This is a genomic window from Shewanella sp. 38A_GOM-205m (assembly GCF_000518445.1).
Taxonomy (GTDB): domain Bacteria; phylum Pseudomonadota; class Gammaproteobacteria; order Enterobacterales; family Shewanellaceae; genus Shewanella; species Shewanella algae.
The window spans coordinates 124,167-139,262 of record NZ_JADP01000001.1; the positions used below are offsets into that span (position 1 = coordinate 124,167).

Here is a 15,096-nt window from a genome sequence, read left to right on the forward strand (position 1 = left end):
AATAGAGGCTCGAAGAGATAAAAGCCTTATTTTACAGTCCGGTGTTTTGTTTATCTCTATCAAAACAGTGGAATAAACACCGGTAAAACACGACGTAACTACCATGACAAATCACGGATGTATCGGCCCTTGTTGGCGGCAAATCAGCAGGCGATTCCTGGCCTTGTTGCTCTCCTGTATTGGCAGTTTTATATTGGCCAGCCCATTATTGGCCGATGACACTGAACTCTATGTTTATGAGTCCTCATCGCGCAGCGGTGCCCGGCCGCAAATGCTGATCATTTTCGATAACTCAGCCAGTATGGGTAATTATGTATACGATGTGGATGAGAGTTATTCTCCCGGCGCAGGTGGTGGCGCTCTTGAGCCAAAGAAAGAATTTATTTACTTCACCAAAGGTGCTCCTGATTCAGACAATATGCCGGTTCCGGGCAAGCAGGATAAGACCTGGCGTTTTTTGCGCAGCAATAACGGCTGCCAAACGTCCTGGGAATATCTGAACAAGTATGGGATTTATACCGGCTTTGTCCGTGAATACAGTTTCTCCGGACAAAATGGCACCTGGAAAGAGTTGCCCGAAAACAATGGTGCCAATGTTACCCTGGTAGATTGTTTCGAGGATATTCAGGATGAGCGTTATGGCAATGCCGCAGGGATACCCGATGGTTTGCCGCTGGATAGTGCCGGTAACCGCAATCAAGTGATCAGCTACACCCAGGTCAGCAATGGCTCGACCGAGGCGCAGAAGAAGGCGGCTAAGGACGCGGCCGAGCGCACAGGTTTTGGCACAGGTCGTGTGGTGACCCTCTACACAGAAGATTATCTACGCTGGTACCACAGCGACAAGAAAAAGGTCACCAAGACTCGCCTGCAACTCGCCCAGGAAGCGATTCAGAACGTGATTGTGACGACTCCCGGGGTGGATTTGGGGCTGGCCATATTCAACCTCAACCATGACAGGGAAGGAGTGCGTGACGGCGGGCGGATCATCTCCGGGATAAAACAGCAGAGTGCTGCCAGTAAGATAGCGCTTATCGAGAGTGTCAAGGAAATCGCTTACGCCCAGAATACACCCTTGTGTGAAACCCTCTACGAGGCCTATCGTTACTTTAGTGGCCAAGGGGTGTATTTTGGAGACGATGACAGCGATTACACTTTCTACAAGAGGGACTATTGGGGGCGGGTTGTCACTGATCGTTGGGGCCGTCCCATAGTCACCCGCACCTACCTTACGGAAAATACGCCGCAAGCGGATCCGAGCATTATCAAGAATGGCATCTATGATTCACCGTTTAAAAAATGTCAGAACCAAGCCTATATAATCTATATCACAGACGGTGAGCCGACGCTGGATAGCGCCGCTGACGGCTTGGTGCAGGGGATGACCGGGGGCAAGGATGCCTATGTGAGCCGTAATGGCAACAGTTATCTCAGTGCCCTGAGCAGCTGGATGGCCAGCAATGATGTCAACCCCAATATGGCCGGCAAACAGACGGTCAATACTTTTACCATAGGTTTCAGTGAGGGGGCGGCCAGGGCGGAAGCCTTGCTGAGAAAGACTGCTGAAAAAGGCGGCGGCCGTTACTTTGATGCCCAAAATGCCAGCAAGCTGCAGTCGGCAATCCAGTTGGTGGTCAATCAAATTCTGGAGAAGAATGCCAGTTTCACCTCGCCCTCAGTGGCCAGCAACAACTTTAACAAGGTGCAGACCTTTGACTCTGTGTACTACTCCATGTTTCTGCCCAACAAGGGCCCCCGTTGGCGTGGCAATATCAAGAAATTCAGGGTGACAGGCACAGGGGATGTGGTAGACAAAAACGGCAATCCGGCCATTGCCGACAATGGCAATATCAATACCTCGGCCTGCTCCTTCTGGAGCTCTCAGGCGGCTTGCAACGCCGGTGGTGATGGCGACGATGTCACCAAAGGTGGGGTGGCCGAGGCCCTCTATAACCAAAAGCAGCGCACTTTCTACGGCAATTTTGCTTCCAAAGGCGGTTTGTCGCCCCTGACCAAGGCCGCGGCCAGCAGTTACGCCGGTGGCGAGGCCAAGCTGGCGCAGCATATGGGAGTAGACAAAAGCCAACTGCAGGATCTGTTCGACTGGGTTATCGGCAAGGATATTGACGATGACAACCAAAACAACAGCCGCAGCGATAAGCGCCATGACCTTCTGGGCGACCCCTTGCATTCCAAACCTTTGGCCATAGATTTCGGTTCGTCCGCAAAGAACCCGGATATCCGTATTCTGGTGGGCAGTAACCACGGCATGCTGCATATGTTTCAGGACAAAGGGGACTCGGTCAATGAGAGCTGGGCCTTTATGCCTTGGGAATTTTTGCCCAATCTGGCAACGCTCAGGGCCAATGTACCTTCTGGTGTGCATTCGGTTTATGGTTTTGATGGTTCACCCGTGGCTTATATCAAGCGCAGCGGCAACAAGATGGAGAAGGCCTGGGTATTTATGGGGCTGCGGCGTGGTGGCCGTGGTTACTACGCCATGAATGTGACCAATCCGGATAAGCCTAGCCTGATGTGGCATATCAGCGCAGACTCGGCCGGCATGAGTGAGTTGGGGCAAAGCTGGGCCAAGCCTGTGGTGACCACCATTCCAGGTCAGGGTGATAAGCCGGTACTCATCTTTGGGGCAGGGTACTCTCCGGCCAAGGATACTCTGGAGGTCGGTGGCGCCGATAGCCAGGGCCGCGGGGTGTTCATTCTGGATGCCGAAACCGGCAAGTTACTGCACAGATTTGGCCCCGGCGGTGATACTCCAATGCCGGGGCTGAGGGACAGCATTCCTAATTCGGTCGCGATTCTTGACAGCAATGGTGATGGCGTTACTGACCGTATCTATGCCACAGATACCGGGGCCAATGTTTGGCGGCTGGATATGGCTGGTGCCGACACCAAACAATGGAGTGCCTTCAAGTTTGCTTCTCTTGGCGGCAGCACAGAGAATACCGATAGGCGCTTCTTTGCCGCCCCTGTGGTGGCGCAAACCATGTTTGGCAATCTGAGCGAGAACCGTGTCACGGTCAACGGCCAGTCAAAGACGGTGATTTCGGCGCAGCAGATCCCTTACGATGCCGTGGTGGTCGGCTCCGGACTCAGGCCATCTCCATCGAATACCAGTCGCTCGGACATGTTCTTTGTTCTGCAGGACAGAAATACCCTCAGTCAGAGTTTCAAGGGCAAGGCAGTGCCTCAGGCACTGACGTTGGCGGATCTTTACGATGTGACTGCCAAGGCGCCGACTTCAGAGAAAGAACATATTGCTTTTGGCCGTAAGCGTGGTTGGTATTACGACTTTACCCGCAATGGTGAAAAAAGCCTTTCCGATGCCAGTATCATCAAAGGGCGGGTTTTCTTTACCTCCTATGTGCCCGGCTCGCAGACCTCCACCAACCAGTGTTTGGTTGCCGGGCAGGGCTACCTCTATGGCTTTGATCTGCACAAGGGCACCCGCAGTTACACAAAAACCTATCTGGAGATGGGAGAGAGTGTCCCGGATACACCGCAGTTGGTTGTGCCGCCCAATATCAGGAGTGATGGCACTGTGGCCGATAGCTATATGTATTTGATAGGCATTGGCAATGCCGGCGAAGATATGGAGAAGGTGAAGTCGGATCCAGGCTGCCCACCCGGCGATCACAAGTGTGTCGGCGGCGGACCGTCTACCAACAAGATCTATTACTATCAGGCCAACTGAGGAGCGGATGATGAACAAGCTGATACTGTCTTTGGCCATACTCTTGAGTCTGCCCCTGGCTGCCGCACAGCCCAAGGGGCAACGTCAGGACTACAAGTGCCTGGTGGAAACTACAAGAGCGGCACAGGAGATTATTCGGGTCTCCTGGGATCCGGCCAAGGCCGAGCTCTACCAGCGGCAGATGCCGGGAATGAAGCTGGAGCGGATAGGTAACCGCGGCAAACGCCATTATGTGCGTGAAGTATTTGAGTGTGTGCCCAGAGAGCAGGCGTTTCGCTCGGACAGTGGCAGGCAGTTGGACGATTCTGAAGCCGGCCTGGGTTAAAGGAAATAAAAAACGGAGGCGTTTGCCTCCGTTTTTTGTACGGTTTTCTATTACTTGGTCATCCGCTTGTACTTGAGTCTGTGCGGCTCAATCACGTCGGCACCGAATTGGTTTTTCAGCCAGGCCGAGTATTCTGTGTAGTTACCTTCGTAGAAGTTAACCTGACCTTCGTCACGGTAGTCGAGGATGTGAGTACAGATACGGTCGAGGAACCAACGGTCGTGCGAGATCACCATGGCGCAGCCAGGGAATTCCAACAGCGCTTCTTCCAGTGCCCGCAGAGTTTCCACGTCCAGATCGTTGGTCGGTTCGTCGAGCAGCAACACGTTGCCACCGGCCTGCAGCAGCTTGGCCAGATGCACCCGGTTACGTTCACCGCCGGAAAGTGAGCCGATGATCTTCTGCTGATCGCCACCACGGAAGTTGAAGCGACCGACATAGGCGCGGCTCGGGATCTCCAGATTGTTGATCCGCATTATGTCCTGACCGCCGGAAATCTCTTCCCAAACTGTGTTCTTGTCGTTCATCGAGTCACGGAACTGTTCCACAGAGGCGATTTGTACCGTATCACCGATCTCGATTTCACCGCTGTCCGGCTGCTCGGCGCCGCTGAGCATTCTGAACAGGGTCGACTTACCGGCACCGTTGGCACCGATAATACCGACTATGGCGCCCTTGGGAACGCTGAAGCTTAAGTTGTCTATCAGAACGCGGTCACCATAGCTCTTGGTGAGATTACGCACCTCAATCACCTTGTCACCCAGGCGAGGACCGGGCGGAATAAACAGCTCATTGGTCTCGTTGCGGCGCTGATAATCTGAGCTGTTCAGCTCTTCGAAGCGGGCCATACGGGCCTTGCCCTTGGACTGACGTCCCTTGGCTCCCTGACGCACCCACTCCAATTCCTTGGCAATCGTCTTCTGACGGGCGCTTTCGCTGGCGGCTTCCTGCTTCAGACGGGCATCTTTCTGTTCCAGCCAGGAGGAGTAGTTGCCCTGCCATGGGATACCTTCACCCCGGTCCAGTTCCAGGATCCAGCCGGCGGCATTGTCGAGGAAGTAACGGTCGTGGGTAATGGCGACTACAGTGCCTGAGTATTCCTGCAGGAAATGCTCCAGCCAGGCAACGGATTCGGCATCCAGGTGGTTGGTCGGTTCGTCCAGCAGCAGCATCTCCGGCTTTTCCAGCAGCAGACGACAGATGGCCACCCGGCGACGTTCACCCCCGGAGAGCACCTCCACCTTGGCGTCCCATTCCGGCAGACGCAGGGCGTTGGCGGCGCGCTCGAGAATGTTGTCCAGATTGTGGGCATCCTGGGCTTGAATGATGGCTTCCAGCTCGCCTTGCTCCTTGGCCAGGGCGTCGAAGTCGGCATCCGGCTCGGCATAGGCCGCATAGACTTCATCCAGACGCTTGAGGGCGTTTTTGGCTTCGCTGACGGCTTCTTCTATGGTTTCCCGTACTGTCTTGTTGGGATCAAGCTGGGGCTCCTGGGGCAGGTAACCTATCTTGAGTCCCGGCATGGGACGGGCTTCACCTTCAATTTCAGTGTCCAGACCTGCCATGATTTTCAACAGGGTGGATTTACCCGAGCCGTTGAGACCCAGAACACCAATTTTGGCGCCGGGGAAGAAACTCAATGAAATATCTTTGAGGATCTGCTTTTTGGGCGGCACTATTTTGCCGACCCTCAGCATGCTGTATACAAACTGAGCCATATTGTTTCTCTGTTGTCCTGAACTGAGTTTTCCTAAACTGGCGGCAGTTTACCAATTTGCCAGGTCTCCTGCCAGATGCGGCCGGATAGCGGCACCATTGTTCAGCAAATGAAACATAGTCATCTGCTGACACAAGGATTTTCATCATCCGGCGACTGGGATATTTGTCACACTCAGAGTAGAATACCGCGCAACCCTACCAATAAGATTTGCCAGCTGGAGTGACAGATGCTGAAGAAAAGTATGAACATTGCCGACTATGATCCTGAGCTGTTCAAGGCGATTGAGGATGAAACCCGTCGTCAGGAAGAGCACATTGAGCTGATCGCCTCCGAAAACTACACCAGCCCCAGAGTCATGGAAGCCCAGGGCTCACAACTGACCAACAAGTATGCCGAAGGTTATCCAGGCAAGCGTTACTACGGTGGTTGTGAGTATGTCGATGTGGTGGAGACTCTGGCAATTGAGCGTGCCAAGCAGCTGTTTGGCGCTACTTACGCCAACGTTCAGCCACACTCTGGTTCACAGGCCAACAGCGCGGTTTATATGGCGTTGCTGCAACCCGGCGATACCGTACTGGGGATGAACCTGGCTCACGGTGGTCACCTGACCCACGGCTCTCCGGTTAACTTTTCCGGCAAGCTGTACAACATCATTCCTTACGGTATCGATGAGTCCGGCAAGATTGACTACAGCGAACTCGAAACGCTGGCGCTGGAACACAAGCCCAAGATGATCATCGGCGGCTTCTCGGCCTACTCAGGCATAGTTGACTGGGCCAAGCTGCGCGAAATCGCCGACAAGATTGGTGCTTACCTGTTTGTCGATATGGCACACGTGGCCGGTCTTATCGCTGCCGGTGTTTATCCTAACCCTGTGCCGCACGCCCACGTGGTGACTTCGACCACTCACAAGACACTGGCCGGTCCCCGCGGTGGTGTGATTCTGTCGGCTGCCGACGATGAAGATCTGTACAAGAAGCTGAATTCCGCGGTATTCCCGGGCGGTCAGGGTGGTCCTCTGATGCACGTTATCGCCGGTAAAGCCGTGGCCTTCAAAGAAGCACTGGAGCCGGAATTCAAAACCTATCAGCAGCAGGTGGTCAATAACGCCAAGGCCATGGTTGAGGTGTTCCTCGAACGCGGTTACAAGATAGTTTCCGGCGGTACCAGCAACCATCTGATGCTGGTGGACCTGATTGGCCGTGAGCTGACCGGTAAAGAAGCCGACGCCGCTCTGGGCCGTGCCAATATCACAGTCAACAAGAACTCTGTGCCTAACGATCCCCGCTCACCCTTTGTGACCTCCGGGGTGCGTATCGGTACACCGGCCATCACTCGCCGCGGTTTCAAGGAAGCCGAAGCACGTGAACTGACCGGCTGGATCTGTGATGTGCTCGACAATGCTCACGATGACGCCGTTATCGAGCGCGTGAAGGGCCAGGTGCTGGAACTGTGCGCTCGCTTCCCTGTTTACGGTTAACCTTTTCAAGGGAATAGGATAAACTTCGATGGCCGCTGAATTCAGCGGCCATTTTTGTTTCTGCCATTTAGCAGCAGCCGCTGCTGGCAACTGAGCACCAGGAGGCATAATGCATTGTCCATTTTGCAGTGCGACGGATACCAAGGTGATAGATTCCAGGCTGGTGGCTGACGGTCATCAGGTGCGCCGTCGCCGGGAATGTACTCTGTGTCATGAACGCTTTACCACCTTTGAAGGTGCCGAGCTTGTCATGCCCAGAGTGATCAAGCGCGATGGCAGCAGGCAACCGTTCGATGAGGACAAGCTGCGCGGCGGTATGCTGCGCGCCGCCGAGAAACGTCCGGTTTCCATGGATAAGATTGAAGAGGCGATCAGCAAGATCAAGTCCACCCTCAGAGCCACAGGCGAGCGGGAAGTGACCTCGGAAATGATCGGCAATCTGATGATGGATCATCTTATTGAGCTGGATAAGGTGGCCTATATTCGCTTTGCCTCTGTGTATCGTGCCTTTGAAGATGTGTCAGAGTTTGGTGAAGCGATTGCCAAGCTGGAGAAAAAATAGGCTGTCAGTCACAGCCAACTGTTAAGTAACGGAAACCCCCATGTGGTCCAATACTGATATCACCATGATGAGCCGCGCCATAATGCTGGCTCGCCGTGGCCGTTATACAACCCGCCCCAACCCCAATGTCGGCTGCGTCATCATAGATGCCGATGGCAAGATTGTCGGCGAAGGCTGGCATCAGCGTGCCGGCGAGCCCCATGCCGAAGTACATGCCCTGAAAATGGCCGCTGATAAGGCCCGCGGCGCTACTGCCTATGTCACCCTCGAACCCTGCAGTCACTATGGTCGCACGCCGCCCTGTGCCGAAGCCTTAATTAAACATGGCCTCAAGCGGGTGGTGGTGGCAATGACAGATCCCAACCCTCAGGTGGCCGGCCGAGGTATCGGCATGCTGCAGGAGGCCGGGGTTCAGGTGCAGAGCGGTCTCTTGGCCGAGCAGGCCAGAGAGTTGAATCCGGGCTTTTTATCGCGGATGGAGCGAAATCGCCCTTGGGTCACGCTCAAGCTGGCGGCGAGTCTCGATGGTAAGACGGCACTGGCCAACGGCGAGTCCAAGTGGATAACCGGCCCCGAGGCGCGCCGCGACGTGCAAAGGCTCAGGGCCCGCAGCTGCGCTTTGCTCACCGGCATTGAAACCGTATTGGCCGATGACCCCTCCCTGAATGTCCGGCACTCTGAGCTTGGCAGCCTGGGTGAAACCCTCAGCGAGCAACAGCTTATTCAACCGCTGCGGGTGATACTCGACAGCAACTGCCGTATGCCGCTCGATGCCAGGTTATTGAAGATTGTGAGCCCAGTGCTCTTGGTCAGCTGCCGTCCCTATGAGGATGAATTCCTAGCCGCTTTGCCGCCTTATGTCACCACATTGGTGCTGGCCGGTGAAGACAACAGAGTCGATATCGCGGCGCTGCTGCAACACCTGAACCAGGGCTGCAATGCGGTGTTGGTCGAGGCCGGGGCAACGCTTTGCGGCGCCTTTATTAGTGCCGGGTTGGCCGATGAACTGCTGCTTTATCAAGCCCCGAAACTGCTTGGCGCCGCTGGCCGAAACCTGCTGGCCTTGCCAAACTATCAGCAGATAGCCGATACCCCGGCGATACGGGTAACAGATCAACGTAAGCTTGGCAATGATACCCGGCTTACTCTCAAGATAGGTGATTGAATGTTTACCGGAATAATTGAAGCTGTCGGTACAATACGGGCACTGGAGCGCCGTGGTGATGATATTCGTCTGACTGTGGCCAGCGGCAAGTTGGATCTCAGTGATGTGCGTCTGGGCGATAGCATTGCCACCAACGGTGTGTGTCTGACCGTGGTTGAACGCCTGGCGGATGGTTATGTGGCCGATGTTTCGGCCGAAACTGTCAGCCTCACCGGCTTTGACCGCTACAGTGTCGGCACCAAAGTCAACCTGGAAAAGGCGGTCACGCCAAACACCCGCTTGGGCGGGCACTTGGTCAGTGGCCATGTGGATGGTATGGCGCGGGTCATCAGCGTGACCCCAAGGGGCAAGGCGCTGGAGTTTTGGCTCGAGGCGCCCGTTGAGCTGGCCCGTTACATCGCCCATAAAGGCTCCATTACCGTCGATGGCGTCAGCCTCACGGTTAACGAAGTGGATGGCCGCAATTTCCGTCTCACCATAGTGCCGCATACCGCCAGTGAAACCACTCTGCTTGAGCTGCGCCCCGGCGATAAGGTCAACCTGGAGGTGGATCAGATAGCCCGCTATCTTGAGCGTCTGATGCAGCACAAAGAGGAAGCGCAGCCGAGCGAAGGTGTCACCCTGGCTATGCTCGCCAAGGCCGGCTTCATGCGCTAGATGTGCGCCAGCCCACTGGTTATCGCGCGCTAACAGGTTAGAATTCATTGATTACACAGAACAAGAGATAAAGGTCTTACAATGGCGCTACACAGTATCGAAGAGATCATCGAGGATATTCGTCAGGGCAAAATGGTTATCCTGATGGACGATGAGGACAGAGAAAATGAGGGCGACCTCATCATGGCGGCGGAGAAAGTCACCCCGGAAGCGATCAACTTCATGGCTCGCTTCGGCCGTGGTCTTATCTGCCAAACCATGACCAAGGCTCGCTGCCAGCAGCTGAATCTGCCGCTGATGGTCAGCAATAACAACGCCCAGTTTTCGACCAACTTCACCGTCTCCATCGAGGCCGCTGAAGGGGTGACCACAGGTATTAGTGCCCATGACCGCGCCGTGACAGTGCAGGCGGCTGTGGCTAAAAATGCCAAGCCGTCCGACATAGTTCAGCCGGGGCATATTTTCCCTTTGATGGCACAGGATGGCGGGGTGCTGGTGCGCGCCGGTCATACCGAAGCCGGTTGCGATCTGGCGCGTTTGGCCGGTTTGGAACCTTCGGCTGTGATAGTGGAGATCCTCAACGAGGATGGCACCATGGCGCGCCGTCCGGATCTGGAAGTGTTCGCCAAGGAGCACGGCGTTAAGATGGGCACCATTGCCGATCTGATCAACTACCGCAATAACACAGAAACCACAGTGGTGCGTGAGGCCAAGTGCAAACTGCCTACCCGTTTCGGTGAGTTTGAGCTGCATACCTTCCGCGACACCATAGATAATCAACTGCACTTTGCCATGGTCAAGGGCGAGATTGTCGACAATATTCTGGTGCGGGTGCACCTGCAAAACACCATTAATGACCTGCTGTTCTCTGAGCGCGATGAAGTGCGCAGCTGGCCGCTTGAGCAAGCCATGGCGAGGATTGCTGCCGATGGTGGCGTGCTGTTGCTGCTGGGTAACCAGGAGCCTAACGAGAGCATTATCGCCAAGGTCAAGGCTTTCGAAGCCGAAGACAAGGGCGAAGTGCCGGTGACCGCCAAATGGCAGGGAACCTCCCAAAGGGTTGGCGTAGGCTCACAGATTCTGGCGACGCTTGGTGTCAACAAAATGCGCCTGCTCAGCTCGCCCAAGCGTTATCACTCTTTGGGGGGCTTTGGCCTGGAAGTCACTGAGTATATTCCCGGCGAATGAGCCAACAGAATTAATTAACCATTTCCGAATAATTGCATAGGGCGGAGGGGTAAATTGCGTGCTATCATAGCGCCACTTTTTGCCCCCGGCCGGGTGCTTTAGCTAAGTTAGGTAAGATAATGAACATAGTTCAAGGTAATATCGAAGCAAAAAACGCCAAAGTCGCGATCGTTGTATCCCGTTTCAACAGCTTTGTGGTTGAAAGTCTGCTGGAGGGTGCCGTAGACACTCTTAAGCGTTTCGGTCAGGTAAGTGAAGACAACATCACTGTGGTACGCGTACCAGGTGCTTTCGAGCTGCCTTTGGCCGCCCGTCGTGTTGCCGCCAGTGGCAAGTTCGACGGTATCATCGCCCTGGGGGCTGTGATCCGTGGTGGTACACCACACTTTGATTTCGTTGCAGGTGAATGCAACAAGGGTCTGGCTCAAGTGGGTCTGGAATTCGACATCCCGGTATCTTTCGGGGTATTAACTACAGACACTATCGAACAGGCCATTGAGCGTTCCGGCACCAAGGCTGGCAACAAAGGCGGCGAAGCTGCCCTGGGTCTGCTGGAAATGGTGAACGTGCTGCAACAACTTGAGCAACAGCTGTAATACAGGAAAAAGCATGAAGCCTTCAGAGCGCCGCAGAGCCCGCCGTTTAGCGGTTCAAGCCATCTATTCATGGCAACTGAGCGGGAACAATATTGCCGATGTGGAGCACGAGTTTCTGACCGAGCAAAACATAGACGGCGTGGATGTCGCCTACTTCCGTGAACTGTTCACCGGAGCGGCAACCCAAAAGGCTCAACTGGACGAGTTAATTGCCCCCCATCTGGATCAGCGTCCCATGGAGGAGGTCGATCCTGTGGAGAAGGCCATTTTGCGTTTGGCGGCTTACGAGCTGACTTTCCGCAAGGATACGCCTTACAAAGTGGTGATCAACGAGGCTATCGAGTTGGCCAAGGCGTTCGGCGCCGAGGACAGCCACAAGTTTGTCAATGGCATATTGGACAAGCTGGTAGCTCGTCGCTGAACCAGAAAGAAATTAGACAAACGGTATCGTAAGATACCGTTTTTTCATTGGAAAACCGGGAGGCTGCGAACCTGTGGCCAAGTCAACAGTGAAAGAATTTCAACTTATCGAGCGCTATTTTCATGGTCGTGGCCAAGCGCGCAAAGATGTCCGCCTCGGCATAGGTGACGATTGTGCCCTGGTGCACCCCGCCGAACACAAATCCATTGCCATCTCCTGCGATACCTTGGTGGAAAATGTCCACTTCTTGCCGGACATGCCGGCCCAGGCATTGGGCTACAAGGCGTTGGCGGTCAACCTATCCGATCTTGCTGCCATGGGGGCCGAGCCCGCATGGATGACCCTGGCGCTGACCATGCCCAGTGTCGATGAAACCTGGCTGGAGCAATTCAGTGCAGGTTTATTTGAAGCGGCTGATTACTATGGTATTTCTCTGGTCGGAGGCGATACCACCCGCGGCCCGAGAGCCATCAATATCACGGTTCATGGCCAAGTGCCGGAAGGTAAGGCGCTCACCCGTAGCGGTGCCCGCGCCGGTGATTGGATTTATGTCACAGGTTCTCTGGGGGATTCTGCCCTTGGGCTGGATATTATCCGCGGTGAATTGAAGGCGAGGGCAGAGCACAAGGAATATCTGGTTAACCGCCATTATCATCCCTCCCCCAGAGTTCTGGCCGGTCAATCCCTCAGAGGCTTGGCATCGAGCGCCATAGATCTCTCAGATGGCTTGCTGTCGGATATCAAGCATATCCTCAAGGCATCGGCCGTCGGTGCGGTTATCGAAGTGGATAAGTTGCCGCTGTCCCAGGCGATGAAAGATACTGTCACAGCGGATGCGGCACTCGACTATGCCCTTTGTGGAGGCGAAGACTATGAGCTGCTGTTCACTGTGCCGGAAGCGCAGCGCGGCGCACTGGAAACCGCCTTGGGCCATGCCGGAGTCAAGTTCTATCAAGTCGGCCAGATCCTCGCCGGTAATCAACTCAGGCTGCAATATCATGGCGAGGTATTCGAGCCGAAACAGACAGGATTTGAGCATTTTTAAATGAAGTGGTTTGCTCATGACGAGGCGCTCGCAAGGGTAAGCCTCAAGAACCCGGTGCATTTTCTGGCACTCGGTTTTGGCTCCGGCCTCGCGGTCAAGGCGCCGGGGACCTTTGGAACCTTGGCAGCCGTGCCTGTATATCTGTTGCTGTCCCAGTTCAGTTTGGGGGTGTATATTGCCGTGACGCTGCTGGCCTGTATCGGTGGCATCTATCTGTGCGGCAAGACTTCCAAAGATATGGGGGTGCACGATCACGGCGCCATAGTTTGGGATGAAGTCGCAGGGTTACTGATCACCATGATTGCCGCGCCCGCCGGTGTACTCTGGTTGCTGCTGGGCTTTGTGTTGTTCCGCATTTTCGATATCTTCAAGCCCTGGCCCATTCGGGTGCTGGATGCCAAGGTGCATGGCGGCCTTGGCATCATGGCCGATGATATTCTGGCCGGCATCTTCTCAATGCTATCACTGCAGGCGATTGTTTGGGCGGTAGGCTGAAACAGCCTTGAGCTGAAACGTATAAGCCCTGAGCTGAAATATATAAGCCTTGAGCTGAAATGTATAAGCCTTGTGGCGGGTTTCAATCTCTTGATTCCTGCCGTTGACTCAGCATAGTCCGCTAACCCTCATTGAATACCAGGCGCCATCGATTCGGCGCCTTTTTCATTGGTCTCTCCTTCTGCTCATATCTACCGGCTCGGTTTAAGGCCGTTACTTGGGCGCTTTATGCCTAATCCCCAAAGCCGACTATCCTTAATGTATGGGGAAACCCACCCGGGGGCGTTATGAAAGGCTGGCCGGCCAATACTTTGTTCCGGCGCTGCGGCTGTGTAGGACTCTTGGCTCTGTTGTGGATCTTGCCTGGCTTAGGTGCAGACCACGTCCGGCCAAAGCCTTACTCCCCGGCCGCAGCGCCGACTATTACCCTGCTCAGTGTCAAAGGAGCCATAGGGCCCGGTGTCAGCGACTATCTGATCCGGGGGATAGAGAGTGCTGCAACCCCAGACAGTCAGTTGGTGTTGATCACTCTGGATACCCCCGGAGGCCTGGTATCCAGCCTACGGGATATCAATCAAGCGATTCTCGGTTCCAGGGTGCCGGTTGCCTGTCTGGTCTATCCATCCGGTGCCCGCGCAGCCAGCGCCGGGACTTACATCTTATATGCCTGTCATATCGCCGCCATGGCGAGTGCCACCAGTCTTGGGGCGGCAACCCCTGTGCAACTGGGTCCCATGGGAAATGAACCACCGGAGCCCAAGCCGTCCGATAATGAAGCCGAAAAACCTGTGGGTGACAGCAACAGTCAAAAACTTGAGCGCAAGCAGCTCAATGATGCCATTGCTTATATTCGGGCACTGGCGGAGCTGCGTCAGCGTAATGTCGAGTGGGCCGAGAAGGCGGTACGTGATGCGGCAACCCTGACGGCCTCGGAAGCGCTGGAGGCCAATGTTATCGACTATATCGCCGATACGCCGCAGCAACTCCTGGCCATACTTGATGGCAAGTCGGTAGCCATGCAAGGTGGTGCTCGGATACTCAAAACCGAAAACGCCATAGTGCTGGATCGCAGCCCGGATTGGCGTGCCCGTTTCATCAATCTGCTCACCAACCCCAATATCGCTTACATACTGATGTTATTGGGGATCTACGGTTTGCTGCTGGAGTTTTACAGTCCTGGCGCCATGTTGCCCGGCGTAGTAGGGGGGATCTGTCTGCTGTTGGCCTTGTATGCCTTCCAGCTGCTCCCCATCAGCTATGCCGGTGGTGGTTTATTGCTCTTGGGAATTACTTTGCTGCTCGCCGAGGCCATGTTGCCGAGCTTTGGGATTTTAGGTTTCGGCGGCCTGGTAGCCTTTGTGCTGGGGTCGGTATTTTTGGTGGACAGTGAAGTGGAAGCCTTTCGTATCGCCTGGCCTGTGATAGCTCTGGTCAGTGTCGTGAGCCTGCTGTTTTTCCTGCTACTGATCAGCTTTGTGTTCAAGACCCGCAAATTGTCCGGAGTGGCCGGCGCCGAGGGGATGGTAGGAGAATATGCCAGGGTGATAGACGGCTTTCCCGGGCGCGGCCGGGTGCATTTTATGGGGGAAAACTGGCAAGGTGACAGCGAACAGGCCTTGAACCCAGGGCAACGGGTGCGGGTTTTGGGCCTTAAGGGGCTGGTACTCAAGCTGGCTGAGGTGAAAAGCGGTGATATCGAGCCGACTGAAAATCAACGCAGAGGAGACTGA

13 protein-coding genes are annotated in these 15,096 nt (G+C 55.0%); 12 read left to right on the plus strand and 1 reads right to left on the minus strand.

Features of this window, described 5'->3' with window-relative positions; genetic code table 11:
• Positions 1-103 precede the first annotated feature (103 nt).
• Both N512_RS21880 and N512_RS0100585 read left to right on the plus strand, forming a co-directional pair.
• The gene (locus tag N512_RS21880) at positions 104-3,712 is read left to right on the plus strand and encodes a PilC/PilY family type IV pilus protein (protein ID WP_081737047.1); all 3,609 of its coding nucleotides are present in this window, start codon (positions 104-106) and stop codon (positions 3,710-3,712) included.
• A 10-nt stretch (positions 3,713-3,722) separates the two neighbouring features.
• Positions 3,723-4,037, plus strand: a complete 315-nt coding sequence (locus N512_RS0100585; protein ID WP_028779050.1) for a TapY2 family type IVa secretion system protein — start codon at positions 3,723-3,725, stop codon at positions 4,035-4,037.
• A 50-nt stretch (positions 4,038-4,087) separates the two neighbouring features.
• Here the strand turns inward: N512_RS0100585 and ettA are convergent, their stop codons facing one another.
• Complete coding sequence (gene ettA / locus N512_RS0100590; protein WP_028779051.1) at positions 4,088-5,755, minus strand: energy-dependent translational throttle protein EttA; 1,668 nt, start codon at positions 5,753-5,755, stop codon at positions 4,088-4,090.
• A 228-nt stretch (positions 5,756-5,983) separates the two neighbouring features.
• Here ettA and glyA point away from each other — a divergent pair, with 228 nt between their 5' ends.
• From glyA to N512_RS21885, 10 genes are all read left to right on the plus strand, one after another.
• The gene (glyA, locus tag N512_RS0100595; protein ID WP_025009435.1) at positions 5,984-7,237 is read left to right on the plus strand and encodes a serine hydroxymethyltransferase; all 1,254 of its coding nucleotides are present in this window, start codon (positions 5,984-5,986) and stop codon (positions 7,235-7,237) included.
• Between the two features lie 109 nt (positions 7,238-7,346).
• Positions 7,347-7,799: a transcriptional regulator NrdR gene (gene nrdR / locus N512_RS0100600; RefSeq protein WP_025009434.1), complete on the plus strand. Its 453-nt coding sequence runs from the start codon at positions 7,347-7,349 to the stop codon at positions 7,797-7,799.
• Positions 7,800-7,839: 40 nt separating this feature from the next.
• Positions 7,840-8,964, plus strand: a complete 1,125-nt coding sequence (gene ribD, locus N512_RS0100605; RefSeq protein WP_028779052.1) for a bifunctional diaminohydroxyphosphoribosylaminopyrimidine deaminase/5-amino-6-(5-phosphoribosylamino)uracil reductase RibD — start codon at positions 7,840-7,842, stop codon at positions 8,962-8,964.
• Complete coding sequence (locus N512_RS0100610) at positions 8,965-9,621, plus strand: riboflavin synthase (RefSeq protein WP_028779053.1); 657 nt, start codon at positions 8,965-8,967, stop codon at positions 9,619-9,621. It begins immediately after the preceding gene.
• A gap of 81 nt (positions 9,622-9,702) precedes the next feature.
• Positions 9,703-10,809, plus strand: coding sequence for a bifunctional 3,4-dihydroxy-2-butanone-4-phosphate synthase/GTP cyclohydrolase II (gene ribBA, locus N512_RS0100615; RefSeq protein WP_028779054.1), 1,107 nt, complete (start codon positions 9,703-9,705; stop codon positions 10,807-10,809).
• A gap of 119 nt (positions 10,810-10,928) precedes the next feature.
• On the plus strand, positions 10,929-11,405 hold the full coding sequence (gene ribH, locus N512_RS0100620; protein WP_025009431.1) for a 6,7-dimethyl-8-ribityllumazine synthase: 477 nt from the start codon (positions 10,929-10,931) through the stop codon (positions 11,403-11,405).
• Positions 11,406-11,418: 13 nt separating this feature from the next.
• Positions 11,419-11,826: a transcription antitermination factor NusB gene (gene nusB / locus N512_RS0100625; protein WP_028779055.1), complete on the plus strand. Its 408-nt coding sequence runs from the start codon at positions 11,419-11,421 to the stop codon at positions 11,824-11,826.
• Between the two features lie 88 nt (positions 11,827-11,914).
• Complete coding sequence (gene thiL / locus N512_RS0100630; protein WP_028779056.1) at positions 11,915-12,871, plus strand: thiamine-phosphate kinase; 957 nt, start codon at positions 11,915-11,917, stop codon at positions 12,869-12,871.
• Positions 12,872-13,366, plus strand: coding sequence for a phosphatidylglycerophosphatase A family protein (locus N512_RS0100635; RefSeq protein ID WP_028779057.1), 495 nt, complete (start codon positions 12,872-12,874; stop codon positions 13,364-13,366). It begins immediately after the preceding gene.
• 287 nt (positions 13,367-13,653) lie between these two features.
• Entirely contained in the window at positions 13,654-15,096 is a 1,443-nt protein-coding gene (locus N512_RS21885) for an NfeD family protein (RefSeq protein WP_081737048.1), read from the plus strand.

What these genes read in the sequence shown, in the direction of transcription:
- ettA (WP_028779051.1), bottom strand. Translation starts at nt 5,755, where the DNA reads ATGGCTCAGTTTGTATACAGCATGCTGAGGGTCGGCAAAATAGTGCCG.
- N512_RS21885 (WP_081737048.1), top strand. Translation starts at nt 13,654, where the DNA reads ATGAAAGGCTGGCCGGCCAATACTTTGTTCCGGCGCTGCGGCTGTGTA.
- N512_RS0100610 (WP_028779053.1), top strand. Translation starts at nt 8,965, where the DNA reads ATGTTTACCGGAATAATTGAAGCTGTCGGTACAATACGGGCACTGGAG.
- nusB (WP_028779055.1), top strand. Translation starts at nt 11,419, where the DNA reads ATGAAGCCTTCAGAGCGCCGCAGAGCCCGCCGTTTAGCGGTTCAAGCC.
- N512_RS0100635 (WP_028779057.1), top strand. Translation starts at nt 12,872, where the DNA reads ATGAAGTGGTTTGCTCATGACGAGGCGCTCGCAAGGGTAAGCCTCAAG.
- ribBA (WP_028779054.1), top strand. Translation starts at nt 9,703, where the DNA reads ATGGCGCTACACAGTATCGAAGAGATCATCGAGGATATTCGTCAGGGC.
- glyA (WP_025009435.1), top strand. Translation starts at nt 5,984, where the DNA reads ATGCTGAAGAAAAGTATGAACATTGCCGACTATGATCCTGAGCTGTTC.
- ribD (WP_028779052.1), top strand. Translation starts at nt 7,840, where the DNA reads ATGTGGTCCAATACTGATATCACCATGATGAGCCGCGCCATAATGCTG.
- N512_RS0100585 (WP_028779050.1), top strand. Translation starts at nt 3,723, where the DNA reads ATGAACAAGCTGATACTGTCTTTGGCCATACTCTTGAGTCTGCCCCTG.
- ribH (WP_025009431.1), top strand. Translation starts at nt 10,929, where the DNA reads ATGAACATAGTTCAAGGTAATATCGAAGCAAAAAACGCCAAAGTCGCG.
- nrdR (WP_025009434.1), top strand. Translation starts at nt 7,347, where the DNA reads ATGCATTGTCCATTTTGCAGTGCGACGGATACCAAGGTGATAGATTCC.
- N512_RS21880 (WP_081737047.1), top strand. Translation starts at nt 104, where the DNA reads ATGACAAATCACGGATGTATCGGCCCTTGTTGGCGGCAAATCAGCAGG.